Source organism: Sporosarcina sp. FSL W8-0480 (genome assembly GCF_037963765.1).
Lineage (GTDB): Bacteria > Bacillota > Bacilli > Bacillales_A > Planococcaceae > Sporosarcina.
In genome coordinates this window covers 1,093,790-1,118,898 of record NZ_CP150166.1, presented here as the reverse complement: position 1 = coordinate 1,118,898, position 25,109 = coordinate 1,093,790, and the positions used below count along the sequence as shown (strand labels likewise).

At 35.1% G+C, this 25,109-nt stretch carries 17 protein-coding genes; 5 read left to right on the top strand and 12 right to left on the bottom strand.

Annotated elements, in window-relative coordinates:
* Window positions 1-46: 46 nt before the first annotated feature.
* The 4 genes from NSQ43_RS05790 to NSQ43_RS05775 all read right to left on the bottom strand — a co-directional run bounded on the left by NSQ43_RS05790 (window position 47) and on the right by NSQ43_RS05775 (window position 2,830).
* A complete protein-coding gene (locus NSQ43_RS05790; protein WP_339253851.1) occupies window positions 47-415 on the bottom strand; it encodes a hypothetical protein in 369 nt (122 codons plus the stop codon).
* On the bottom strand, window positions 415-810 hold the full coding sequence (locus tag NSQ43_RS05785) for a four helix bundle protein (protein WP_339253849.1): 396 nt from the start codon (window positions 808-810) through the stop codon (window positions 415-417). The genes NSQ43_RS05790 and NSQ43_RS05785 overlap by 1 nt, the downstream gene beginning before the upstream one ends.
* A 33-nt stretch (window positions 811-843) precedes the next feature.
* Window positions 844-1,740 carry a hypothetical protein gene (locus tag NSQ43_RS05780; protein ID WP_339253847.1) on the bottom strand — a complete coding sequence of 299 codons (897 nt, stop codon included), beginning with the start codon at window positions 1,738-1,740 and terminating at the stop codon, window positions 844-846.
* A 625-nt stretch (window positions 1,741-2,365) separates the two neighbouring features.
* Window positions 2,366-2,830, bottom strand: a complete 465-nt coding sequence (locus NSQ43_RS05775) for a hypothetical protein (RefSeq protein WP_339253845.1) — start codon at window positions 2,828-2,830, stop codon at window positions 2,366-2,368.
* A 566-nt stretch (window positions 2,831-3,396) separates the two neighbouring features.
* Between NSQ43_RS05775 and NSQ43_RS05770 the strand changes: the two genes are divergently transcribed.
* The 4 genes from NSQ43_RS05770 (at window position 3,397) to NSQ43_RS05755 (ending at window position 7,517) form a co-directional block, all read left to right on the top strand.
* Window positions 3,397-4,677: a hypothetical protein gene (locus tag NSQ43_RS05770; RefSeq protein WP_339253843.1), complete on the top strand. Its 1,281-nt coding sequence runs from the start codon at window positions 3,397-3,399 to the stop codon at window positions 4,675-4,677.
* 109 nt (window positions 4,678-4,786) lie between these two features.
* Window positions 4,787-6,085, top strand: a complete 1,299-nt coding sequence (locus NSQ43_RS05765) for a hypothetical protein (protein WP_339253841.1) — start codon at window positions 4,787-4,789, stop codon at window positions 6,083-6,085.
* A gap of 174 nt (window positions 6,086-6,259) precedes the next feature.
* Window positions 6,260-7,261: a ParM/StbA family protein gene (locus tag NSQ43_RS05760; RefSeq protein WP_339253839.1), complete on the top strand. Its 1,002-nt coding sequence runs from the start codon at window positions 6,260-6,262 to the stop codon at window positions 7,259-7,261.
* Window positions 7,242-7,517 (top strand): hypothetical protein, encoded by a 276-nt coding sequence (locus NSQ43_RS05755; RefSeq protein ID WP_339253838.1) that lies wholly within the window; start codon window positions 7,242-7,244, stop codon window positions 7,515-7,517. Before NSQ43_RS05760 ends, NSQ43_RS05755 begins: the two co-directional genes overlap by 20 nt.
* A gap of 157 nt (window positions 7,518-7,674) precedes the next feature.
* On the opposite strand, the gene NSQ43_RS05750 is transcribed toward NSQ43_RS05755, so the two are convergent.
* The 7 genes from NSQ43_RS05750 to NSQ43_RS05720 all read right to left on the bottom strand — a co-directional run bounded on the left by NSQ43_RS05750 (window position 7,675) and on the right by NSQ43_RS05720 (window position 23,331).
* Window positions 7,675-10,869 (bottom strand): DEAD/DEAH box helicase family protein, encoded by a 3,195-nt coding sequence (locus NSQ43_RS05750; RefSeq protein WP_339253836.1) that lies wholly within the window; start codon window positions 10,867-10,869, stop codon window positions 7,675-7,677.
* Window positions 10,870-10,880: 11 nt separating this feature from the next.
* Entirely contained in the window at window positions 10,881-14,033 is a 3,153-nt protein-coding gene (locus NSQ43_RS05745) for a site-specific DNA-methyltransferase (protein ID WP_339253834.1), read from the bottom strand.
* Window positions 14,034-15,529: 1,496 nt separating this feature from the next.
* Window positions 15,530-15,964, bottom strand: coding sequence for a transcriptional regulator (locus NSQ43_RS05740; RefSeq protein ID WP_339253832.1), 435 nt, complete (start codon window positions 15,962-15,964; stop codon window positions 15,530-15,532).
* A gap of 184 nt (window positions 15,965-16,148) precedes the next feature.
* Window positions 16,149-18,122, bottom strand: a complete 1,974-nt coding sequence (locus tag NSQ43_RS05735; protein ID WP_339253831.1) for a DEAD/DEAH box helicase — start codon at window positions 18,120-18,122, stop codon at window positions 16,149-16,151.
* 1,022 nt (window positions 18,123-19,144) lie between these two features.
* A complete protein-coding gene (gene rlmD / locus NSQ43_RS05730) occupies window positions 19,145-20,524 on the bottom strand; it encodes a 23S rRNA (uracil(1939)-C(5))-methyltransferase RlmD (protein ID WP_339253829.1) in 1,380 nt (459 codons plus the stop codon).
* A 438-nt stretch (window positions 20,525-20,962) separates the two neighbouring features.
* Window positions 20,963-21,988, bottom strand: a complete 1,026-nt coding sequence (locus NSQ43_RS05725) for a cytochrome d ubiquinol oxidase subunit II (protein ID WP_339253827.1) — start codon at window positions 21,986-21,988, stop codon at window positions 20,963-20,965.
* Window positions 21,985-23,331: a cytochrome ubiquinol oxidase subunit I gene (locus tag NSQ43_RS05720; RefSeq protein WP_339253824.1), complete on the bottom strand. Its 1,347-nt coding sequence runs from the start codon at window positions 23,329-23,331 to the stop codon at window positions 21,985-21,987. Before NSQ43_RS05720 ends, NSQ43_RS05725 begins: the two co-directional genes overlap by 4 nt.
* Before the next feature lie 294 nt (window positions 23,332-23,625).
* Between NSQ43_RS05720 and NSQ43_RS05715 the strand changes: the two genes are divergently transcribed.
* A complete protein-coding gene (locus NSQ43_RS05715; protein WP_339253822.1) occupies window positions 23,626-24,060 on the top strand; it encodes an NUDIX domain-containing protein in 435 nt (144 codons plus the stop codon).
* 26 nt (window positions 24,061-24,086) lie between these two features.
* Here NSQ43_RS05715 and NSQ43_RS05710 read toward each other — a convergent pair whose 3' ends face one another.
* Entirely contained in the window at window positions 24,087-25,034 is a 948-nt protein-coding gene (locus NSQ43_RS05710) for a diacylglycerol kinase (protein WP_339253821.1), read from the bottom strand.
* Window positions 25,035-25,109 lie beyond the last annotated feature (75 nt).

The following is a 25,109-nucleotide window of genomic DNA, read 5'->3' as shown; positions in this document are numbered from 1 at the left end:
AGGTAAATGGAGCAAATCATACTCTGATTAAAATATAGTATTTAGGTTAAGATTTTATCTCCTTATATTTACCAAAGTAATAATTTAGCAATTTCATAACTTGATCTGCATAATAATCAATGATAAATCCATTCCACTCACCAATCATTTTAATATTACAAAGCTGATAAATCTGATTTAGAAGATTTTCAAGTTCATTCTTTGATTCATTCAATCTTTTATATTTCATCTTCATATTCTGTTGAACAATAGCCTGGGTTATTTTTTTCGTGATTCGTAGGACCCTATTACGCAAAATCATTGCTTCTTTTTTATCTAACTTTTCTCCATCTTCCTCAATCGTGCGGTACACTTCATGAAAAAGATCCAGTGAACGTTGATACAATGCATTTTTTCGGAAATTTGGAACCCACATTAAGATGCTTCTCCCTTGAGAATTTTTTCTATTCTATTAATCATGGCAATGAGCATCCTGAATACTTCTTCTGCTTCTTTATCCAAGTTTTCATAGGTCGCATTTGATATATACCTCTGCATAACTGCCATATCGAGGTAAGCTCGACATTCAGCAATACTCCCGATGCTGGTGTTCAATCTGTCATATTCCTTACGATAATAATAATTTGCATTTCCCTCTGCGATGTTTCCGTAGCAACTGGAGCTGGCTCTACGTAACTGTTCAACCAAGTTGTTCCGCTCATAAGCTGGGAACTTTTCAACAATCTTGTAAATCTTGTTGCTAAAAATGAGTGCCTTTTTATACACTTCTAACTCTCTAAAGTCACCAATAAACTGTTTCTTTTCCGCCATAATATTTCTCACTCCTTATTTATTTAATTTGATTCAGGCATCTTGGAGATAAAAATGATTTGGGTGGTAAATTTGATGGGCTATTTGGGTTGGATAAGGGGATAAATTACTGCGGATAATTAATTCCATTAAATAAGGGTTAATTGTTGATTGGAGTTCATTGTCAGCAGACGAATGTTTGCTAAACAGGATGAGATTATCTACATTTGCTTCAATTTCAGCGGCCGTACTAAATCCTGCAGTTATTCTTTCAAAGTCGCCTTTAGTTAAAGTTACATTCATGAGAATGGGGGTTTCGTATTCCCTTGCTATTTTGTTTATTGTTCTTAAATGCTGTTGATACCCGATACGATCAATATTGCTCTGATAATACGATGGAACTTTCTCATCTATAAGAACTGCAACCTTTTGGTTTGTCTTTTTAAACGATATTATTCTTTCCACCAATAAATCGGTGTCAACCAACTTGCAACTTTCAACGTGAATTTTAGTTAGGATCGGGTACAAATTTGATTGATACTCCTGAAGAATTTGAGGAGAAGAAGAGAGCTTGCTTATTATTGCAGGAATGTGCGGGGATTTGTCTCTAAATAATTTGTAATCATGCCTTGCAAGTATCATTTGTAAAATGCTGTTTGCTGTATCATTGTGGCTTATATACAATACATCGTAACCATTCAATGCAAACTGCTCAGCCAAATAGCTGAAGAAGGCACTACGTTCATCACCTATTTTGCCAATTACAGTATACAGTTCTGACGATATTCCGCCATTGAGAACAAAATCTAAGTTCGACAATCCCGTTGGTATTTTTGCCTCGTATCGTTCAGTTACTTCTCTAATAAAATCTCCTTCGAAATATTGCCATAATGAAGTTGCTACTCCGCCTGCATAATTATTATTCATAATTTGAATATTTGCTTGGTTCATAATAAATCTCCTTTCAATATTAAATTACTTAACTACTAAGACTATTAAACAACATTGTCAACACTTCTGGAAGTCAAAATCGGTTCTACCCTGTCTGACATCATCAGAACTTTACTCCTTGCTGACAAATTGGAAAAGGCGTTCAGAATTCATTCTGAACACTGCCAATCCTAAAATGAAAATTTAAAAAAGAGAATTGAAAGAAGCCCATAAACTTGAATTCAATTGAAACCAATCTAAAAGTCTCTTTGCGGAATCCTGTGTCATATAAACATCATCTTGTAACTCTTCATAGAACTTATGAGGGTTAATTTTAGGAACTTCAATCCGAATAACTACTGCACTTTTACCAGCACGCTGAATTATCATTCCTTCTTCAATATGACTCCTGACTAATAAATGCCTCAGCTTTATCTCCTAATTATTCAAACTGCAAATCTACAAATCCATGAACAAATTTATGATAAATAAAAACATTAGGAGGTAATGCTTTCTTTCCCAATCAGATGAACGTTGAAGCAGGTCCTTTTTCGCCAGGTTGAGGCATTGAAATATATGGATAACGGGCTGATAGATCTCCCACCCCTTCAACAAATCTTTACTGAAACATTCTTGAAAAAAATTATTATTTGCTACAAAACGTATTATCCTCAATTCTTAATCTCATATAATACACTTCTGGATGACTCTTATACTTGTCCAGAGCCTGGGGTTTCAAATCCAACCGTATTTTTGTCTTACTGGTTGAACAAAATTCATCAATCTTATCCACTGGAAACATAATAACGGTCATATACTTCCCTTGGTCAAAAACAACCGCTAAATAAGGCTCGATTCCAAAAACATTGCAAGCCTCCTTGGCACGTTCAATAGAATCTATTTCAATCCCCTGAGTAGGCTTTTTAGGATTTAGTGTTTTTGTTTTCACTGACACCCCTATAGTCTTGCCAGTCTTGTTGCTCTTGGCATATAAATCAATTCCCACGTAATCAATTCTTGCACACTCAAAACTATTCTTTGAAAGTAAATAGAGAACAAAGTATTCTCCAAAATCGCCAGTAATTTTGGCATGTCGCTTGCTCTTATCCATAATATTACACCTTTCACAAAAAAATATCTTAATACTAATATATATCAATCCATTTAAAATTTATTAAAACTACTCACCATATAGATATAAAAGCAATTGCCATTTATTTATTTTCATATTAAGTGATTTAGTGCTTTCATTTATATATGGTGTATTTCATATCATCACCATTTTTAGAATTCAATTATCTGATTTGTTGAATAACGTCAACATGCTAATCAATGGTATATGTAATGTATCAAGTAATTGCAAACGCTTTTTTTATTTACAATATCCACCAAGAAGGAAAAACCTGTCAAGGTTTTCATTAAAAGAAAGAACTTTTTGCAAACCTTCTATTAGGATTATGCAGAAGAGGTCTTTAAGACCTCTTCCCTGAGATTTTAATTAAATTGAAGTGTATTTTCCATCTAATAATATAGTAGTGGTTTAATGTCCCGTTTTCATGAGTTTATAAGTTCCACTGCTGACTCATAGCTAAGACGTACTCGAACAGATAAAGTGTAGACAGCTATTTCCATCTCTAATAAAATTGAAGAAGTAGAAATAATGAAAGGAGAAAAGGAATGAATATAGAGACTATTTTTACGACAAGGCCATTAACAGAAAAGAAGAAAAAACAGTATATGTATAAAGAATTAGACAAAAGAACAAAGGATCTTAAAGAAAAAGGTTATTCTGGAATAGAATATAAGAACATGGTTTATAAAGCAAAGAAAAACCTGGAAAAAGAAATTCGAAATGGGATTATAAGAAAATATGTAAAGGCAACTACTTTTCATAAGGAAGTCATTAATCACCATTTAATTACTAATAATCTATTAATCCACTTTCAACCCTCTAAAATTGTGGCATATCAGCTTCCACAAACTATTTCCTCTCATTATGATTTCACTGTTTATATTTCAAAGAATAATCTTTTTTCAACTATATTTCCCTTGTTCAAGAGATTTGATGATGGCGGAAGACAATCTTGTATATTTACCGAAAATAATATAGGGTGGATTTCTCAAGATAAGAAAGGTTACTTTCGCTACTGCTCTAAAAACGAAAAAACGGGGAAAGTAATAGGATTTTCACTACTGGATATTGTGGAGATTGTATTCGGGAAAGATTTTGAGGATAGGAACAAAGCGTATCAGAATGCTCGGAGACGTATAGCAGAAATGTTAAACGTAAGATACGAAGAGTTTGATTTTGAGCTTCAACAAGAATATAAATATATTAATAATTTACAAATGTTTAATGACATTGACTGGATTAAAAAGAACTTCCCAAACTTATACCGCTTGATTAGAAGCCAACTGTATATCCTAAAATGGCTTCACACTTTCGGAATGACAAACATCCTGGAGAAGCGTCACGCTATAGGGAGCGATAGTGTAATCTTCGTATCATGTCGCCAGATTGCAAATGATTTAAAACAAAAGCACAATATTTCGAAATCCCACACCACAATATCCTCTGCAATTAACCTCTTTGCTACGTTAAATCTTCTTCATAAAATTCCTTCTGACCAATTAAAAAGTAAGGAATTCTTCTATAATTTAGCCCTCGACATTAGAAAATTTAACATTGAATACAATTTTATCAACTTTATGACTATCCCTCTTTATGATATATCCTTATTTTCGAGTGCTGAAAAGATCGCCAAATGTTTAATAGAAAACGGGATCACAACCGCCAAGCAAATTTCAAGAAAAAGTATTATAGAAACCTTCGATAAAGAAAAAGCCAATAAAGTGTTTGGTGTAAAAACAGTAGATATTTTAAAGGTGTCTGCTGATGAACTTGAAGCTTTTGCAAAAGAAACTTTGGGAGATATCCCCTATGAACTTCTACTTTAGATAAGCATTGAATAAGGAATCTCTTGCACCAAGAAGGAATCATAAAAGGTTTAATCCAGAGGTTGAATTTGCATCTCTCATCCTAAATTATAAAAAGGAGTGATTTCGTTTGGATAAAGACAAACTATTGCAATATCTAAACAATACACCAATTAAATTAAATATTGGTCTCATCAAAGAGCATCTTGCTGAGACCACATGGATAATTAAACGAGACAGTCAAGATATCATAAGTGAAATGAAGTCAAAAACGATTCAAGTAAAAGGAGATTTCATAAAGGAATCGGCCATAATAGACTTTATTGAAAATCATCTCGATAGTCCTAATAACGAATATATTGTAAATGGTAGAATTAGTTTGGCAAAGCTGGAAACCGCTTTTCCATGCAACCCCTTCGTGTCCACATACCTAAATTACCGAAGAGGCATAAGCTTAAAACAAAAACTCGAATTATTATTGGAACATGAAAATAATGGAACAATTCAACCCTCTTTTTTCTTTAATTCCGCAGACAGTATCTACACGAAACCTGCACTTCAAATTCCTTACTGGAGACTCGCTCAATACTTTGATTGTGATTATTATTCATTTAGTTCTTTCAAAGATCTTATAAGAGCTGTATCAAATGCAAAAATTGATTCAAAGATTATTACAGTCATTAGAAAAACTGTTTTTTATAGAAATGCCAACTATAAAAAAGATAAAGAAAAACGCAGACAAAAAATCCTAAAGATGATAAAGGAGCAATATGACTTTATTCCTCTCGAATCATACTACGAAGAATTTACACTTGAAGAATTGGGATATAAACTAATTAGTTCTGATGAAAGGGATTCAAATGAAGCTGAGACTGTATTTAAAGAATATAGTTTAGAAGAGCTTGAAGCTAAATTCCTCAATCTTTTTCCTACTAAGATAGATAAATCTGAGCCAATTGCTGACTATAGATTACCAGTCCCTCCTCAAAAAATCTTTTCAACTCCCACTCATTACCACATTAAAAAAGCCCTTAAGGAGCAAAATCACTTAATTCATTTATCTAAAGCTGGCAATAAAGAAGCAATTATTATAAGAAATATAATCTGGGCCGCTATGAAGGCTGTTAACCTAACCCAAAATGATTACTTGATTCTTAAATATTATTTAAGAGGCATCCATTGTAAAGAGGTCATGTTTACGTTAATTTTGCATGATAATGACGATTTTTCAGAGGAAAATAAAATTGAATATCTCAAATTAAAAAATAAGCTTAGAACATTATACAATCATGATTCAGGTAATTATGATTTACAAAAAATTAAGGATTTAAAATGGAAAATAAAAGAGTACGAGGACCTTGTCGATAAAGAGGCTGACAATCTATTAGACCATATGATGCAAGCATTTTATCAAATGATGGAATCTTAAGTAAAAAAATAATATGGCTTGCTGATTTTTACAATTTCAAATTCGTCATTTAAAAAGGTAGGACACTGTCTTACCTTTTTTGTTCTTATAAGCACTATCAAACCAATTTCTTGTTATAAATCCTCCCCTGTCGCATATAAGAAAGAAAAAATATATTCTAAGGAGGAATCTATCATGCACAACAAATTTTTTATTGCCGTTGATAGTGGCAAAAGCTATACAAAAGGAGTAATACGCACAGAAAATAAACAAATTGAACGAGTCAAATTCAGAACAAAGGTGATGGAGGCAAATGGATTTGATAATGACATATTAATGAAAAATACTAATGTCATCGAATATGAAAGAAAAAAATTCCTTATCGGCGACTTAGTGAGTGAGGATTATGTTTCCTATGATCTTACTAAACAAACAAATGAACATCTTATTTCTATATATTTAGCAATTACGAAACTATTAGAACGGTCCCAGGATTATACTGCAATGGCAAGGATATATTTGGCTGTAAATATACCGATAAACCTTTACAAGAACGAACAAAAACGAAGAGAATATGAAGCTTTTATTCAACAGAATGGCAAGGTAATTGGAATACAGGTAAATGGAAAACCATATTCTTTTACACTCGAAAAAGTTATTGCACTTCCAGAGGCGTTGGGACCCATTTATTATCAAAGTAATGATTTTCGTCATAAGCGAGCATTAATTTTCGACATTGGCTCTTTAAATACCAGCATATTGGAGTGTAATAGACTCATTCCAAACTTTGATCGGATGCTTGTTAGTAATCTGGGCATTAATATATTGCGGTCTTCTATTGCTGAACAACTTTCTTCACGATATGCAATCTCTTTCACGAGTGACGATGCAGAACAAATCCTTCGTGATAAACGGATTGTAATTGACGGAACGGAACAAGAAGAAGGAAATGAAATCATTAAAAGTGCTTTTGAACAGCATGTAAAACAAATTATTAATTATTCGAGAAGCCGAAAAATAAGTTTCGCAAATACTGAATTAATTTTTATCGGTGGCGGGTCTGTTTTGTTAAAGCAACAGCTTTTGAAACACTTCCCGAATGCAATTTTCACTCCTCAGGAGGATGCCCAATTCTCCAGCACACTCTCTTTCTTAAAGATCCTGGAGGCGAAATATAATGAGCGAGCAAAGGCTTAGATTAAGTATTTCATTTCGAGAAGAGTATCGCTATATTTATAATCATCTTCGAAAACAACCAAATCGAAGTGATTATATCTGTCGAATCCTACAAAAAGAAATAGCAGAAGAAAAATCACTTGAGAAACAAATGTCTCATTTATTAAGTCTCATTTCTGAAAGATATGTTATGAACCTGGAAAATGTGGCCGAAATCGGAAAAACTGAACAAAAATTGGAAAATGAAGATATTGAACTTATAAACACATTATTTTAACTATCGCATACTACTAATGGCAAAAACGGTGTATAAAAACAAAAGGTTGGGATAAATCCCAACCCTACATATATATTGAAACTAACAACATTCTAAATTTATTTATCAGTATATTAGCACCATCAAATTTACAATTACAAGAACTACAAAGAATATTTTAGTCGTTTGATAAATGCATAATATTCTCGAAAATATGTTGAATATAATCTTTTTCTTCTTTCTGAAAAAAAACATTAAATTTATTAAATTCATCTTTATTTCCCCAATGTGATACATCATTAAAAGAAGTTCCTGCAATGATAAATGAGTTAAGAACTATACTATCATTTTGTCCGCTAAGGTTATATTCAATATCTTTTATCGTCTGAGAAAGCTGAATTTTCGGATCGGAAAGGCCTTTTAAATTTCGGATACCTTTAGGATCTATAAACGTAATGTATTGTTTATCTCCATGTATTAACCACATAATAAAGTCAGGAAAGAAATTATTAGCTTCAAAGAAGCCAATTCCTGCCTTGCTTTTATTACGTAACAAATAAAGCTCTTTATCGCTAAAAAACGACTCATTGCTATTGAAGTATCCTTTTAAATCATAGACAAAGTTACGTTCCCCTTCATTTAGATGAACAGGAGTAACTTCTATTTCGGTAGCATTCTTATTAATGTAAATCAATGGATTATAAAGATGTTTCCCAAAATCAAATGGCTCAAAGTTAGCATGTGCAAAGTTTTTGAAAGCTATATCTCTTCCTTTTCCACTTTCGACTAAATCCTTTAATTGATTCAGTTTACTTATCAAAGAATCATTTTCTTCTGGTTTGTTAATAGTAAATATATACTTGTCTTCCTTGATAAAGTTCGCATCGTCATCAGATAATACGTAATAATTCAAGTGTGGAAATTCCCATTCGGCTTTTTTATACTTATAAAAGAATTCACAGTATTTTTTTAGTAATACGATTGCGATGTCCTGCCATTTTCTAAAATTACCAAAATCTGTAAATTCAAGCTCCTCTTTGGGTATTAGCAGGGTGTACCAATTAGGATTTTTAAGCAGTTCCAGAATGCCTTGTTTTGTAATATTAAGATTGTGCCAAGCCTTTATATTTTTATAGCGTTGAAGTTCAAAGAAAACTTCATCCAAGTTGATAAATGCAAGATGCTCCATATCTAATATGCCTGGGTTTAATGAACCTAAATCATTTGAATTTCCCGAAGATGACTGCACTTGAATTTTAGGATACCAGTCAACGACTATTCTGTTACTTACCTCTTTAAGAGTAGATAAATTCGGCTTGGGTCCTTGCTTCTTAAAATTTAAACCATCTTTCACTTTTAGAGTACGAAGCTTACTTATATCTACATCTCTATTGCGAATAACAGGAAGTTCAATGAATTCTTGTTCTTTATTAATTTCAAGGTCTTCTTCTTTTAGATACTCCTCAAATTGCTTCATATAATCAGCTCTTACACCAAAAATATTAAGTGTTTCAAGGATATCAATATTTTTTGGGATAGTTATCTCTGGTTTTTCTATTTTTATAAATCTGCTTCTCTTTAGACTAAACTCGTATCCTTTTAAACGGACCCCTCTTCCAAATAACTGAATAATTTCAGCACCTTCCGATTGTCCTACATTTAAAAGCCCCATCGTGCTAACACGCCAACTACTCCAACCCTCTGTAAACTTTTTAGAACCAATTAGCACATTTATTGTTGAATTAGAGTCGTTTATGCTTTGAAACAATGAATGGGAAAATTCTCTTTCGGCGGTAATTAAACCATTTTCATCGCATAGTTTAACAAGTTTCTTGTCATCTCCTACATTGATAACACTAAAATGTGGATTTTCTCCAATACGAACACCTATCTCACCTGTTACACCTTTTAAATTCTCAACATGAAGTTCAGCACCAGGTGTGTTGGAATTAAACACTGTTTTTAAAACATCTTTGAATACATCCTCTGTATTGTTGGACTGAACATTAATCAGGTATTTGAAAGAATCCTTAAAGATTTCTCTCCCCTTATTATCAAGCAATCCTGGACTTCCACCAAGCAACCGTTTTATTCGTTCAACACTTTTTCTCTCATTTTTTACAAAGTCAGAAAAGAATTTTAACACATCAACAATGTCTGAAGCCTCTGTGTTTTTCTTCCCTTTTAGTACACTTGCCCCGACAAAGATAAGTAAAGGATTATCCAATAAAAATGCAGAGAAATCTTTTTTTCGATCTTCAAATAACTTCTTTTGCTGATAAAACGTAAGCAAACATGCAGTTAGATAAAGTTGACGAACATCTTCATTGCTATCATCTTGCAGGTTTAAAATATTATAATCCTTACCATATCCGTCACCATGAAAGTAGCGGTAGGAATAGTCAAATAAAATACATTTAGCGTATTCTTGTATAAGTTCATTTTTACCCGATGCCTTCATAGCCTGTCCAAATGTCGCTGAGTATTCAAAAGAGAAACCTGTTTCACTTAATTTATCCCGTTTCTCTTTCCAGACAAGCCCCGAAGCCCCTTTGTGACCCTCGTCTACAAGAACAAGGTTATTCCCTTCAAAAGAATCTATGGCTACGGTTTTGTCACCTTCTTGATCTTCTATCTTGTGAATATCTATTATTTCAATTGTCGTTTCAGCTAATCTTATTAGCCCACCTTCCGACTTATCAAACAGTTCCGCTTTTAAACCAGATATTTTAAACTCTTCAAGGTGTTGATTAGATAGTCGCTCATTAGGAGTAAGGAGAATAACCTTATTAAGTTCTTTCTCCTTACCAGATGTCTTTAAATATTGAAGATATTGAAGGATATTAACGTGCATAATCAAAGTCTTCCCTGACCCAGTCGCATTCCAAAATGCCAATTTTTTTAAGTCAGATTCCTTATATAAATCAACTTTATCAGCATCTACTTGATCTTCATTGAACTGTTCCACATATTGATTCAGTGATTGAAGTAACATATCTCGTTCGTTGAAGTATTTATCAAGGTACAGCTCGGTGAAAAGGAGAGAAAGGTATTGAAAATACTTCCAATTAAATCCTAAATCCCTTTTTTCAGTGATGTGCTTTGTATGTTCTACGATATTATTGTCGTAATTTAACAGTTTATCTGGGCTTATTTTCACTTTATCCTTCCACTCATCGAGAAGGAAGTGATAAAAATTAGTGTTGTTATCCTCTGACAAACCTTCGTATCTTGGCTTCTTCATTTCCTTCCCGATTTCTTCAAACTTTTCAATACCTAACAGGGAAAGGAAGTGCTGATTCAATACCAATCTCTTATTAAACTTTAATTGAGGTGCTTTAGCCTTTGGTCCTTTTTTTGTTTTAGTTGCCATTTTAACACCCCTTACACATTTTGAACATCAAACATTAACTTCTTAAATTCCTCTTCAATCAAAACAACCTTCCATCTTTCTTCATCTAATTTGAGATTTTGAAGATTGTTGTCTCCATTCACATAAATACGATTGAATCCAAATTCTTGGATACTATACTTTTTCTTCAGAAAATATGCATCGAGGGCCGCATTATCCTTAACAATATCATCCGTCAAAGTACGCCATATTATAAGGATTTTATCCCCATTTAAAGTTCTTCCCTCAATTTCTTTAAAACTGTACACTCCATCTATTGAGGAACTAAGTTCAACTGATCCTGGTACATCACTATTTTTATCTTCCATAGCATTGTAGTGTTCTACTGCATTGTTTCTAATTACTTTAATACCCATAAGATAATTAAAGGTCTCTACCAAATCAACTGCAGTTATTTGAGTTTCGAGTCCATTAGCAATGTTCATTGAATAATCAAATGGGTTTTTCAACATATCTATATTTAGAAGTGACATACTGTTCTCAGTTTCATTATTAAGCATATATGATAGAATATATTGCTCTCTCAATTCTTGATTCTTTTCGAGTAAAGTCATCTGTACTTCGTTTTTATTAATCAGAAGGTTATTCAACGTATCTTCATATGATTCAAGACGAATATATTTAAAAATATGACTTGAACCCTCCCTTGAAACTGGTTTACCATTTTTCCAGTCCTTTGAATAAATTGCCTTCTGTATTCTTGGCTTTAATATTTCATCAAAATAAGCACCCATTTCGATTAAAATATATTTATAGTTATTAGTAGGCTCTTCCTTATTTAGCTCTATGATAGAATGTGCGGTTGTACCTGAACCTGCAAAAGCGTCTAAAATAAGTGCTTGTTTATTTGGACTCGAGGCTTTTATTATACTTTTTTCCAGGTCAACATCTTTTGGGTTTGAAAAAACTTTTCCGTTAAACATACTTTCTAATAACTTAGATGCTACCCTACCATCTTTGTATTTAATACTTGTTAAACTTTGATATTGAGTATCTTTAAGATAAGTTTTATTTTTCGGTACAGTTGTTTCATCTTCACCAAAATGAACACGATTTTCTTCAACAAGTTTTGTCATTGTCGTTTCTGGAAATCTCCAACCACTTGCTGGTTCTTTGCAAACTTTCCCTGTTATGGGATGTTTAAGGTCATAACGATATTGACCGTAATTTGGTCCAGATATATCAGATGCGAAATATACTCCTCTTTCATCCATCCAGTTATAATGTTTACTATTTCTTATTGGATTAGATTCAGGGAATTGGTTATACCACTTAAGGCCTTCTTCATGAATTTTTTTCCAATCACTTCCGTACTTTTCTTTTAAAGAATTAAAAGCAGAGAATATTTCATCTAATCCTTCTTTTATTTCGTTCCAATCACCTGAATTTTGAGTTTTATCTTTTACTGAGCCAACTATATATTCGTGTTGAACCGATATATAATTTTCATCATTCTTACTGCTGTTCTTCCAAACAATATCACCAATTCTATTTTCTAAACCAAATTTTTGTGTTAATAAAAACGAAGCATTTATGTGTTCATTTTCATCAATGTGCATAAAAAAGACACCATTTTTTTTCAATAACGAATACGCTAAATCTAAGCGATTTGATAACATAGAAAGCCAACTTGAATGTTTATAGCCATCCTTATATAAAAACTTATCTGACTTAGTATTATAAGGTGGGTCCCATAAAAGAATGTCTACAATTTCTTTCTGATAACTATTTAATAAATTTAGTGCTTGGAAATTTTCACTATTAATTAGTAAACCATTTAATTGTTCATCAAGATTATCATAAGACGAAATAAGCCTTTCTTTAAAGTCTTCATTAAATAATGATGTGTCTATAACCAAATATTGATTTTGCTTTAAAAATTCAATTGTTAACGATTCTGAATATCCTTCTGTTATTAAATTACCTATTATGTCTTCAATTGCGAATAACCGATTCCACTCTTCAATTTGTTTACTATTATTAATTATTTCTACATAAAGTTCCTCTGGAACTTTATCTAAAGTCATACAATAATTTGTTTCGGTTACAAATTTTTTCTTCAACCAAAGTCTCTTTTGGAAATTTTCTACTTGTTCAAGGAATGTAATTATTTTACTTCCTATTAATTTTATTACTCTAATCTTTGTAAGATATTGTTCAACGCTCAATCCGTCTTCTATGTCGATATCATCTAAAAACATGACTTCGTTTTTAATATAAAAATCTAATTCTCTTCTTAAAAAATCTCCAAGGTTTTTATGGATAAAATAATCAAATGTATTTCGGGATGTGTAATCGTTCAAATATTTTTCTAATACAGTTCTTTTAGGATTTTTTTCTGTAGGTTCGAGTGCCAAAAGACTTTGAAATTGCTTGAATTCTGAAACATCATTTATAAATTGAGATATGATCTCCACTGCATCGTTGTTCAAATCTTTTTGCTTTTTCTCGTGAATTACATATTCAAATCTAATAGTTAGTTCTCCATTTTCTAAAATCATTGGTTTATCCTCAATAATGACAAAACGTCTTTCTTTGCCTTTTTGAGATTTAATATTATCTTTTTCTGTTTCAGCATCAATCAGTTTAAAGTGAACCTTACTATCATCAGGAGTAGTAAAAGAATAATCCCTAAAATATTCTGCTGTTTTAATATAATATTGATCCGAATTAGCCCAATGTAGCTTTATTTCTTCCCCCTCATAAGGTAAAGCATATACGTCTTTTTTGTATCGCCTCAAAGATATAAAATCTCCATCACTATAATAACGTCTAAAAAAGTTTGCTAAGTGAGAGTATATTTCATTTTCTGTAGTGGTTACATTTAATCCGTTATCGAGTTTAGATTTTAGAGAAACATATTTAGAACTACTTTCTAAAGCAACACCAGCATCTTTTAACTTTTCTGTAAGTTCTTTAAGTTCTTTATCAATGCCTTTTTTCTCGACCGAAGTATATTTTTCAAGTTCGGATTTTACTTGTGGTAATAAATCTTCATTTAAAAACTTTTCAATTTCATCCCTTTTATAATTCATGATTCTATAAATACCGAAATCCAAATCGGATTGGTCTAATTGGAACATTTCCTTTAGTATCGCTATCAGCTTTTGATAACTTTCATTCACTACAATCCCTCCTAAAAACTACACAACTTTTCATTGTATCTTAAAATGGTATTTCCTATCCATACTTTAATATAATTTTGATTCAATTTCTTCAATTGATCGTCTCCTTTTTCAGCACTTCATCTTACACTTAAAAAATCTTTCTACGCATTGTCCATTTCTTCTTTACAAGTTCACCGATTTGAACTTGTATATTGTGTTGCTCCTCCGTAATTGTTGCCAGTCATACTTTCCTTGACAATTCTTGTGTATTTTGCTGAATATCATTTAATTCCTTTTCGGAAGCAAGAATTAAATCTTATTCCAACTTGTAATCTATCCTGCTCTTCTCTAAAATATCTATTGTTTACTTCCATAACTCTCTGAGTTTCTCCACACTTCTTTTAACAACTTTTGTTTATGTTTTTCAAGAATATCCAATGGTAGTGAATTTGATGACATTAAAATAACATTTCACATACTTCTTGATCCAAAACGATTTATTAACTTTTTTGCAAAGTATTTTGTATAATAGGCTGTATTCATATCAATCCTATTCCGCTTCTACTATGCAATATTTAGGTAAATCTTATCATTACTGAGCAATAAACTCATTTGTTAGTATATTCCTTTACTTAATAATACCATATTGGAATTTCAAGAAAGATTGATATAAAATAACATTTTGTATATATGAAACAAACGTTCTATAAATACTGCTGTAATATTACATAAAAACAAAAGAATCATTTCCCAAAAGATATGAAGTCTTTCTATAGTGTTACTTTGTTAACAACTGTTCGGATAATTCCTCCAACTGAATTCTATAACTGTCTTCAGTTGGAAATGGTTGCTCTTCTAACTCCATTAGAATTTGAACAAACTTTTCGATTGTACAATTTTTATAATTTCCTGCCGAACCACCTTTACCATTTCTTCTTTGGTAGAAAGACCATCTATCTTTTTCTGAAAGACTTCTGCAATTTTCTCAATGGTTTTTTCATAATCTACTTCTGGCTTAAAATAATCCCCAATTCTTCTTTTTTTATAACGCAGATCCTTATGGATAGTGGTGAGGATTTCATCCTAATGACTTTTAAATGCTTCGTACCAATCTTCTTTTCGATTTTAAATTATTCCTGGTTATCAAAATTATGTAAAATAATTTCATGAAAAAGCACCACCAAATTCACTAATAGATTCGGTAAGTGCTTTGTTTTTACTTATAAAATTGTTCTTCAGTCGGTTTTTATAAACCATCTTTTTTCATCTTATTTTTCCATTTTCTGTGAATTTTAAAGAAGTTATTGGTATAGTCAAGCAGTCTAATCGAGCGTTTATTCGGCTTAAAAATCATATGGATATCATCTATATACTTACTATATATGTTATATAAAGTTCTATATTCCTGGTATCGGAGAAATCTATATTATATATGAAGTTTATATTTATAACATTAATAACTTATATCTATTGTGTATGTAAACGGCAACAGGATGCCTGTTACCGCTGAGAGACTAAATGTCCTTTAATTCGCTGATCAATTCCCCGATCTCCTGCAATTCTTGCAAAAGACTTTCTTTTGACCACTTGGCACTGAGGATTACTTCAAGGATTTCAAGTAGTATTTCCTTGACCTCTGCACTTAGTATTTCACCGTTATGCTGTATTTGGTGATTGAATAATAATTCTTTTAAATCTGTTGTCTCACCTTTACTCCAGTTGAGACTTGAACCCGCAAGCACCCAAGGTTCAACTCCTAATGCTTCTGAAAGTGCCACAAGTTTGGGAAAGCTCACAGATTTTCTTTTTGATTGCTCAAGCCTATTGATGTACGAACTTGAGATGCCAGTTTTAATTGAGAGATCATTTAAAGAAAGCCCTTGTTCTACCCTCAACCTTTTTAACATTTTCCCAAAATCATCTTTCATTTGTTGTTGTTCCTTATTCAAAAACAATCCTCTCCTCTATTACGTTTTCCAAAATGGAAATCCTGTTTTCTGATCGAAATGATCCTTATATCATAGACGAAGAGGACATTTTGATAACAAATTACCAACGGAATTTAGCCATTAGTATATTAACCAAATAGAGGTCATCCTCCAAACAGGATAACCTCTATTTTCAATAATTTATTTATGCGGGAACCGAAAGTTTCTTTATATTATCAAACATCTCTGGCTCTTCTAATTTTAACAATTCCATATCAATACATTTTCTAAAATATAGTTTGTTTCCATTAAAGTAAATTTTAAAGAACGTTTCTTCACTCTCCCATACTTCATCAATATAATCTTTCTTTCTCTTACCCCCTAATTCATTTACATAAATATGACGGGCAACTTTGGATATATCGTATTTCTCCCTATCATTGAATTTTAAAAACACTGGCTTTTGACCTGTTGTTCGATAATAACTAAGAATATCTATAATATCTGACATTAAATCGCCAGGAATTAATTCAATGTTTGAAAAGAACTCACAAGCAACATATCGTGCTAAACCAATCATTCTATCATCATCCAAATATCCCTTTTCCCTTAATTCGTTGTCTAAATAGATATCAGGTAGACTTTCTATGAAATTCTTATATACCTGTTGAGTGCTATCATAAACTAATATTTCACAACTTTTGTCATTCTCTACACCCTGATCTAATTGCTTCTTTAACGAAAACGTATAAATGCCGACAGGGATTGCTTTATCAAACTCCAATTTTGCTAAGTCTTCAGTCTTAATTAAACTATCTGCAACTTTTATAAATTCCTCAATTTTCTTTATTGATACATACCTCGAAAGCCTTTCTGGAGTTGGACTCTCTTTTTCTTCAAAACTACCCCCTCCCCTGTAAAGTTGAGAAGGATTGACCCAAGCGATTTTGTCTTGCCAGTCATCAACAAAGCTAACGATGTACGCTCTTTCTGTCCCACCAGCTCTTGGTCCTCTCAAAGCCCTTCCAATCATTTGAGTCATTAAAATGTGCGAAGTAGTCTCTCTTGTCAAAAATACAGTTTGTACTGCTGGTATATCTGTTCCCTCAGTACAGATATTTACGTTGATTAACACTTCTAATTCACCGTTTTTAAATCTATTAATCTTTTCTTTAGTTGCCTTTGGAGACAAATCTACTTCTGTTTGCATATCGGAACCTTCCGATATTACATAATCGGACAAAATTCCCTTTTCCCTAAACAATGTGTTCAGTGTAATTGCATGAGTTTTATTGATAGCAAATACAAGTAACTTTCCGTATTCCTCTTTATTTTTCACATAGGATTCAACAATTCTATTGTTTCTAATTTTGTTTGTTGCAATGTGGGAGGCAATTTTTGGAGGAATATTATTAAAGATTTCAATACTTTTAAAATCTTCGTCATTCAGTTTACTTATTGGAATGTGTGTTTGTATTTTTTCGAATATCGGTCTTGCTAAAATCCCTCTTGAAATAAGTGTTCTCAGACTGACCTCGTAAATGATATCATCTACAAATACTTTTCTTAGTAATCCTCTTTCCTTTTCTGCAGTTCGAAACGGTGTGGCAGTCAGTCCCAATACCTTTGATTTTCTTGTTTTTTTATTAATAATCTCTATAATCTCCCTATAGGTTTTTGCTGTAGCATGATGTGCCTCATCTATCACAAGTAATACATCATCATTATATTTCAACCAATTGTTCACTAAATGGTGAATACCCCTATACAGGCTGTCTTTACTCGCAACTACAATATCATCATCTTTTTTAATGTTGGCAGGTCTGTCATGTTGTCCTGAAATAATTCTATACCTAAATGCTACTCTATTATTTACTATGCTTGAATAGGCATTTGACTTAAAATCCGATAGGGCTTGTTCTAATAAAGCATGACGATGAGCAATCCATAGTACCTTCTTTCCATTGTTTATAAATCTCTCCAATGCCCATCGAACTGCTGTCGTTGTCTTGCCCCCGCCTGTTGGCAAAACAACCAATCCTGCAAATTTATCTGTTGCAAGTATTTTATTGTCCATTGCATTCATAGCTTCCAGTTGGTGCAAATATAGTTCAGTTTGATCACTTTCTCTCTTTACATTAACTATTCCTGAGTGTTTTCTATTTACTAAAGTCTCCACTTGTCATCTTCTCCTTTTTATCAGATTGGAAAATATAGCAATTCTCTTAGGGTTCAACTAACATAATTTCCCATGGGAAATCACTCCTTTATCATTTCGTTGGAGTCCGTTCATCATTGACAGACTTCAACTATGTAAGAGGAATGAAAAATAAATAAGACAGGTATGAAGTTTTCAAGGAACAAAAAAAGCTAATTTTACTTAGACATCAATACGAACGCTTTAACCACGTTTCCAAAAAAGGACATACTTCTCCCTTTGAAACATAAAAGTTAAACGTATTGAGTTGAATAATCTAAGTAAAATTAGCTTTAAAAAATATCAAAAATATATAAAAGTATTGCCTACAGTCATAATATAGCTTCTTATTTTCTGTTAGTCAATGGTTTTGAGCTAAATTATCCAAAAATATCCATAACAGTTACAACTCTAACTCCAATGAAACTGCATTCTGGCATAAAAAACAAAGAACTACCCGAAGCCTGAAAGAGGGTAGCTCTTTAAATGGATCTACTTTTGCCGAACCGAACTCAAACAGTTCGGTTAGTGAGACGATACTCGCAATATCGTATCAACCCAATTATAACCAATCTCCATCATTAATAAAAGCCTCTATCAAATGATTCCCTGCATAAAGACCATTCTTTCCACCTTAAACCTTGCACCTTAGAAAAAACGAGAAAAAGATTCAACTTTTTCCCGTTTTTTCGTACTTACTATGTCCATTTAAAATAAACTCACCACATCTTTCCCCCACGCAAACCCGCATTCCACCGTTGACGTTTAAAATAAAGTCACGCTATCTTTCCCTCATTTTCACACATTTTTGATCACGTTTTGACCGTTTTTCTACCCTTTTTTCACGCTTTTTGTTCACGTTTTTTTCGATTTAAAAAGAAGTTGAGTAGAAATAAGGATACCAGGAACCGAGTAATGACAAGGGTTTCAGGGATTTTTGATACAGGACTTTATTTTAAACACGAAATAAAAGATGTTGCGACTTTTTTATAAAGTACAGGACTTTATTTTGGGGTTACAGTTTCTCTTTGTAGCAACGATACACACTCCACATGGCTACTTTGCGGGAACATGTCCACTGGTTGGACTTCTTTCGTCTGATAGCCGCCGTCTTCCAAAATCCGCAAGTCACGCGCCAGAGTGCCTGGGTTGCAGGATACATACACAACCCGTTTTGGTTTATATTCCAAGATGGTTTGTAACAGCTTTTCATCACAGCCTTTACGCGGCGGATTGACAACTAAAACGTCGAATCGCTTACCCTCTGCGTACCACTTCGGAATGACATCTTCCGCAGCCCCCGCTTCGAAATAGGCGTTAGTCATTCCATTCAATTCAGCGTTCCGTTTGGCGTCTTCAATTGCTTGCGGAACGATTTCGACACCGTACACTTCCTTCGCCTTTTGAGCAAGGAATAATGAAATCGTGCCGATGCCACAGTAGGCGTCGATTACCATTTCGCCGCCTGTGAGATTGGCGTAGTCAAGCGCTTGACGGTAGAGCACTTCGGTTTGTACCGGGTTCACTTGGTAGAAAGAGCGTGCTGATATCTCGAACTGAATGTCGCCGATTTTATCGATGATGAAAGATTTGCCGTAAAGTGGAATCGTTTCATTCCCAAAAATGACGTTCGTTTTTTCGCCGTTGACGTTTTGCATGATGGACGTCACTTCTGGCACTACGCTTTTGATCAGCTCAACGACTGCCTCTTTCTGAGGAAACTTCTTTTTGAGCGTCACAAGGACAACCATGATTTCTCCAGTCGCTTTTCCTTTACGGACAATTAAATGCCTTAACATACCGCGATGTGTTTTTTCGTTGTACGCATCAAGTCCAAGCTCATGCATTTTATGCTTCAACGTCGACATCAGTTCATCCGCTTCTTCGCTTTGAATGATACAGACATCCGTGTCAACGATATGATGTGTTCTGGGTTTGTAAAATCCTGATACAACTTTTCCATCTCGCTCGGCGAAGGGGATTTGGGATTTATTGCGATAGCGCCATGGGTCTTCCATTCCTTTTACCGGGTGAACAGGAACGTGTGGCATTTTCGCAATTCGATGGATGACGTCGCGGACTTGTTTTTGCTTTTGGATGAGCTGTGCTTCGTATGATAAATGTTGCAGCTGGCACCCGCCGCATTCCCAAAAGACGTGACAAGGTGGAGTGACTCGATCCGGGGATGGATTTTTCACATTAAGTAGACGTGCGAATCCATAATTCTTCAACGTCTTCCCGACTTCTACTTCCACGTCCTCTTTAGGTAATGCTCCGGGGATGAAGAGTGGATATCCTTCCACTTTTCCGACTCCCGATCCGTCATGTGTCAAGTCCTCGACATGGACAGTGAGACGGTCGTTTCTATTTACAATATAAGACATGATTTTTCCTCCAAATTTCATATGTACATAGTCTAACACAAAAAAGGGCGTCGGCAGGCATTCAAAGCGGCAAGTATTTCACCGACTTTAGTTGATTCAAAAGTCCTAAAATGACAATATATCTCGGGAAATGATCGATATAAGTTGGGAAATGATCGATAACCTCTCCCAAATGATCGATAAATGCTGGGAAATGATCGATAACCTCTCCCAAATGATCGATAAATGCTGGGAAATGATCGATATCCGCCGGGAAATGACCGATAAGTTTTCAAGTTGCAAAAAACAGACGCCAAAAGACGTCTGTTTTCCATTACTCTTCTTTATTTACAGAACCGTCCAGCGGTGCAACTAAAAATGCTATGATAATGGCCGCGATTAGTATGATGAAAGGCGCATAGAAAATCATAAAATCAGTCATTGTACAATCATCTCCCTTTACGCATGGAAGTTATCCTTTCCACGCACATAGTCTTTATTGAACAGGAACAGACGCATAAGCAGCACTAACGACGGAATCAGTAAACCAAGTCCTAAGATGAAAACGACAACAAGTGAAATTGCCATAGCCGGGTTCGTGAAGCTGTCGTAAAGCGTCAAATGCGGGTAGAGCAAATACGGGTAATGCGATGCGCCATATCCGAAAAACGCAAAGAAGAATTGCCCTACAAGCAACCCGAACGCCCAGCCATAATTACGCCGCTTCCACAGTAACCAAACCGTACCAATGAACATGAAAAATGAAACAAGGAACAGTAGCCAAAATGTCTGGATATTGCTATAGTGTTCGAAATTATGCCTTCGCAATTCGAAAACGATGCCACCTGCTGTGATGATAGTTGGCAGTGACCAAATGAGTGCGTATTTCCGAAGCAAGTCCGTCGCATCGATATCCCCTGCTTTATTGGCATACCAAGTTAAGAAAACTGCTGAAATATATAGTGTTGCGGATATGCTTAGGACAACTATCGACCACGTCAGAGGACTCGTGAACAGCACCCAGTAATCAAGTACAGGATGCCCGTTCACCATTTCTATAAAGCCGCCTTCTGAAATGGTGAGGACGATGGAAAGGGATGCGGGAAGCAATAGCCCGGAAAGTCCATACATGAACGAATAGCCTTTATGTCTTCTTGGACCGTAAGTTTCAAACGCATAATACGAGCCGCGTATCGCAAGCAGGATGACTCCGATGCTGACGGGTACCAATAGAGTCGTTCCGTAATAGAATGCCGTCTTCGGAAAGAATCCGATAATCCCTACGAAGAAGAAGACTAAAAATACATTCGTCACTTCCCAGACAGGGGATAAATAGCGTTGGATGACCTTCGTAAGAACCCGCTCTTTTCCTGTCAGAAGGCTGTATGCATTGAAAAACCCGGCGCCAAAATCAATTGCACCAACGACAATATAACCGAATAGGAACGACCAAAGAACCGTGATTCCTAATATTTCGAGGTTCATCGTAAATCACCGCCCTTTTCCATATGTCGATCGGCAAGCTCTTGCTCTACAGGGTTTTTGATGAACATTCGTCTGAGGACGACGATACTTCCGACTCCAAGGATGAGATATAATAGTGCAAACAACATGAGCATTAAGTCAACTTGCCCGCTTGTCGTCGCCGCGTCCTCTACGCGCATGATATTGCGGAGAATCCAAGGTTGCCTTCCTACTTCAGCAAGCCACCAACCTGACTCGATGGCAATCATCGTCAGTGGTGCTCCAAGGACAATCAGCCAACGGAACCAGCTTGTAGAAACGCGTTTCCACCCTCGATTGACGCCAATCCAATACAAAGCGGATAGGATTGTCATCCACATGCCAATAAACACCATGATGTTGAATAAATAATGGATATATAACGGCGGTATTTCATCCTCCGGGAATTGATCCAGACCGATGACTTCAGCTTTCGGATTATTATGCGCTAACATGGAAAGCCCGAAAGGAATTTCAAGGGCATACTTCACTTCCCCGTCACTTAACACACCAAGTAAGATGAGTGGGGCATTTTCCTGTGTTTCAAAATGCCATTCTGCAGCAGCTAACTTTTCTGGTTGGTACTCCGCCAAATACTTACCGGAGAAATCCCCTATTAATGCCGTTGCAAGTGAGAAGATGAACCCTAATTTCATCGTTAGAAAAAGTGCTTTTTTATGATAAATATGATCCGAGCCTTTCAATAATCGGAATGCTGCAATCGCCGCTAACACAAAAGCTGCAGTCATATAAGCCGTAATAACGACATGCGCCACTTTCGTCGGCATCGCGGGGTTGAACATGGCGATGATCGGATTGATGTTAACAAGTTCCCCATTGACGATGTCGAAGCCTTGGGGGGCATTCATAAACGCATTCACCATCGTTATGAATACAGCTGAAAACGATGCACCGATTGCAACCGGTACCAATAGCAGCAAATGCTTTTTCTGATTCTCAAATCGGTCCCACGTATATAAATAAATTCCGAGGAAAATAGCTTCAAAAAAGAATGCGAATGTTTCCATGAAAAGTGGGAGTGCAATGACATTCCCTGCAAACTCCATGAAAGTTGGCCATAGCAAAGATAATTGCAGACCAATTGCAGTTCCTGTCACGACACCAACTGCGACCGTAATGACAAATCCGCGCGCCCATCTTCTTGCAAGCAATATATAATGTTCATCGTTTTTTTTGATACCTACCCATTGGGCAATCATGATCATGAGTGGAACACCGACACCGATTGTCGCGTAAATGATATGGAAGGATAACGTTAGTTCCGTTAAGACTCGCGAATAAAAAACAGCCTCTTCATTTCCCATCTACTTCTCCTCCTTCAACTTCCGAGAACTCTTCCCACGATGGACAAGAACATTATTCCCGCGACGATAAAAACTAACCACATAAGCCATTTCTCCTGTTTTTTATACACGGAATCAATGCCTCCTCTGTCAGTATTACTCTTTATATAAGATGACTTTCGCTTAATACTTTTCCCTCTTTGCGATTGAAATAACAAATTTGTCACAGTAACTGTGAACTATTTTTGTCCAAAATCATCTTGAGAGTAGTTTGAATCTTATGTATAATGAAAGGATTAAAGAGAGGTGAGCACAATGGAAGTGAAACGAAAAGTATTAGCTTACATTACAAAAGGGGAAAACAACGAACGCAAAATCCTTGTGTTCGATCAAAAGGGCAATCCGGAAGCTGGTTTCCAGGTTCCTGGGGGAACAATCGAAGAGAATGAGCTGCTCATCGATGCATTATATCGGGAAATTGAAGAAGAGACCGGTATTAGACGCGAGCAGCTGGAGTTGAAGGGAAAAGTGCATAAAAGAAATTACTTTCCGGAGCATCGAAAAGATGTGGTGCATGAAAGAAATATCTTCCATCTTAGTTATATAGGTGAAGATAAAAAAGAATGGGATAATCTTGTCCGAAGCGATGGACTGGATAATGGCATGATCTTCCACTGTCAATGGGTGCCGATTCATAATTTACCCCAACTTGCTGCCGGGCAAGATGAAGATATTGAATTTATCAGCTGAAACAATATAAAAAAAAGCTGCATGGATTAGTCCCATGCAGCTTTTTCATTGTCTTCGTCGTTATCAATTCTGTCTTGATCCCGCAATTGATCAAGCGTCGCGAACATTTCAATATGGCGGTATTTAATCTCGAATTCGGCAGGTAGCGTTCCGCCGTACTCGCCATCTAAATTCAGAAGAACTTCCTCTGAGGAAGTTACCTTTATCTTCGATGCTTGAGATGAAATGACTAACGGATCATCGAGATGTTCACCGCGTAATGCAAGGCTAACAACCCGGATAAATTCAGCAATATTACACTTTTTCAAAACCAATAATGTGAACTTGCCATCGTTAATACTTGAATTTGGCGCAAGTTTCTCTAATCCGCCTACAGAATTTGTGAGTCCGACGAGAAATAGCATCGCTTCCCCTTCAAACACATTATCATCGTACTCGATTCGTACATTACTCGAATGGATGGACGGCAGCATTTCTATGCCCTTCAAGTAATAGGCAAGCTGTCCAAGAACCGTTTTCAACTTGCTTGGCACTTCGTATGTCAATTCAGTCATCCGGCCACCACCAGCTATATTGATAAAATGGCGGTTGTTCATTAGTCCGACGTCAACCGGTATTGTTTCTCCATTGATAATGATATCCACAGCCTCATCTATATCACGGGGAATGCGCAGTGCCCGTGCAAAGTCGTTCGTTGTTCCTGTTGGAATCAGTCCGATTTTCGGTCGTTTTTCGCATGATGAAATACCCGCAACGACTTCATTTAACGTTCCATCACCACCTGAGGCGATGATGACGTCAAAACCACGTTCCACTGCTGCCTTCGCAGCCACAGTCGCGTCGCCTTCTGCGGTTGTCGCATGTACTGATGTTTCATATCCCGCCTTCTCAAGCTTTTCAAGCACATCAGCGAGGTGCCTTCGGAATATTTCACGTCCTGCTGTCGGATTATAAATGATTCGTGCACGCTTCATACAGGTTCCCTCTCAATTCATACATTATCGCACTTGCATATGCGTTACTGATCCAGCATTAGGACGCAATATCAT

Excerpts from the sequence above, each read along its gene's own strand:
- NSQ43_RS05790 (WP_339253851.1), bottom strand. The coding sequence starts at position 415 with ATGTGGGTTCCAAATTTCCGAAAAAATGCATTGTATCAACGTTCACTG.
- NSQ43_RS05785 (WP_339253849.1), bottom strand. The coding sequence starts at position 810 with ATGGCGGAAAAGAAACAGTTTATTGGTGACTTTAGAGAGTTAGAAGTG.
- NSQ43_RS05780 (WP_339253847.1), bottom strand. The coding sequence starts at position 1,740 with ATGAACCAAGCAAATATTCAAATTATGAATAATAATTATGCAGGCGGA.
- NSQ43_RS05775 (WP_339253845.1), bottom strand. The coding sequence starts at position 2,830 with ATGGATAAGAGCAAGCGACATGCCAAAATTACTGGCGATTTTGGAGAA.
- NSQ43_RS05770 (WP_339253843.1), top strand. The coding sequence starts at position 3,397 with ATGAATATAGAGACTATTTTTACGACAAGGCCATTAACAGAAAAGAAG.
- NSQ43_RS05760 (WP_339253839.1), top strand. The coding sequence starts at position 6,260 with ATGCACAACAAATTTTTTATTGCCGTTGATAGTGGCAAAAGCTATACA.
- NSQ43_RS05755 (WP_339253838.1), top strand. The coding sequence starts at position 7,242 with ATGAGCGAGCAAAGGCTTAGATTAAGTATTTCATTTCGAGAAGAGTAT.
- NSQ43_RS05750 (WP_339253836.1), bottom strand. The coding sequence starts at position 10,869 with ATGGCAACTAAAACAAAAAAAGGACCAAAGGCTAAAGCACCTCAATTA.
- rlmD (WP_339253829.1), bottom strand. The coding sequence starts at position 20,524 with ATGTCTTATATTGTAAATAGAAACGACCGTCTCACTGTCCATGTCGAG.
- NSQ43_RS05725 (WP_339253827.1), bottom strand. The coding sequence starts at position 21,988 with ATGAACCTCGAAATATTAGGAATCACGGTTCTTTGGTCGTTCCTATTC.
- NSQ43_RS05720 (WP_339253824.1), bottom strand. The coding sequence starts at position 23,331 with ATGGGAAATGAAGAGGCTGTTTTTTATTCGCGAGTCTTAACGGAACTA.
- NSQ43_RS05715 (WP_339253822.1), top strand. The coding sequence starts at position 23,626 with ATGGAAGTGAAACGAAAAGTATTAGCTTACATTACAAAAGGGGAAAAC.
- NSQ43_RS05710 (WP_339253821.1), bottom strand. The coding sequence starts at position 25,034 with ATGAAGCGTGCACGAATCATTTATAATCCGACAGCAGGACGTGAAATA.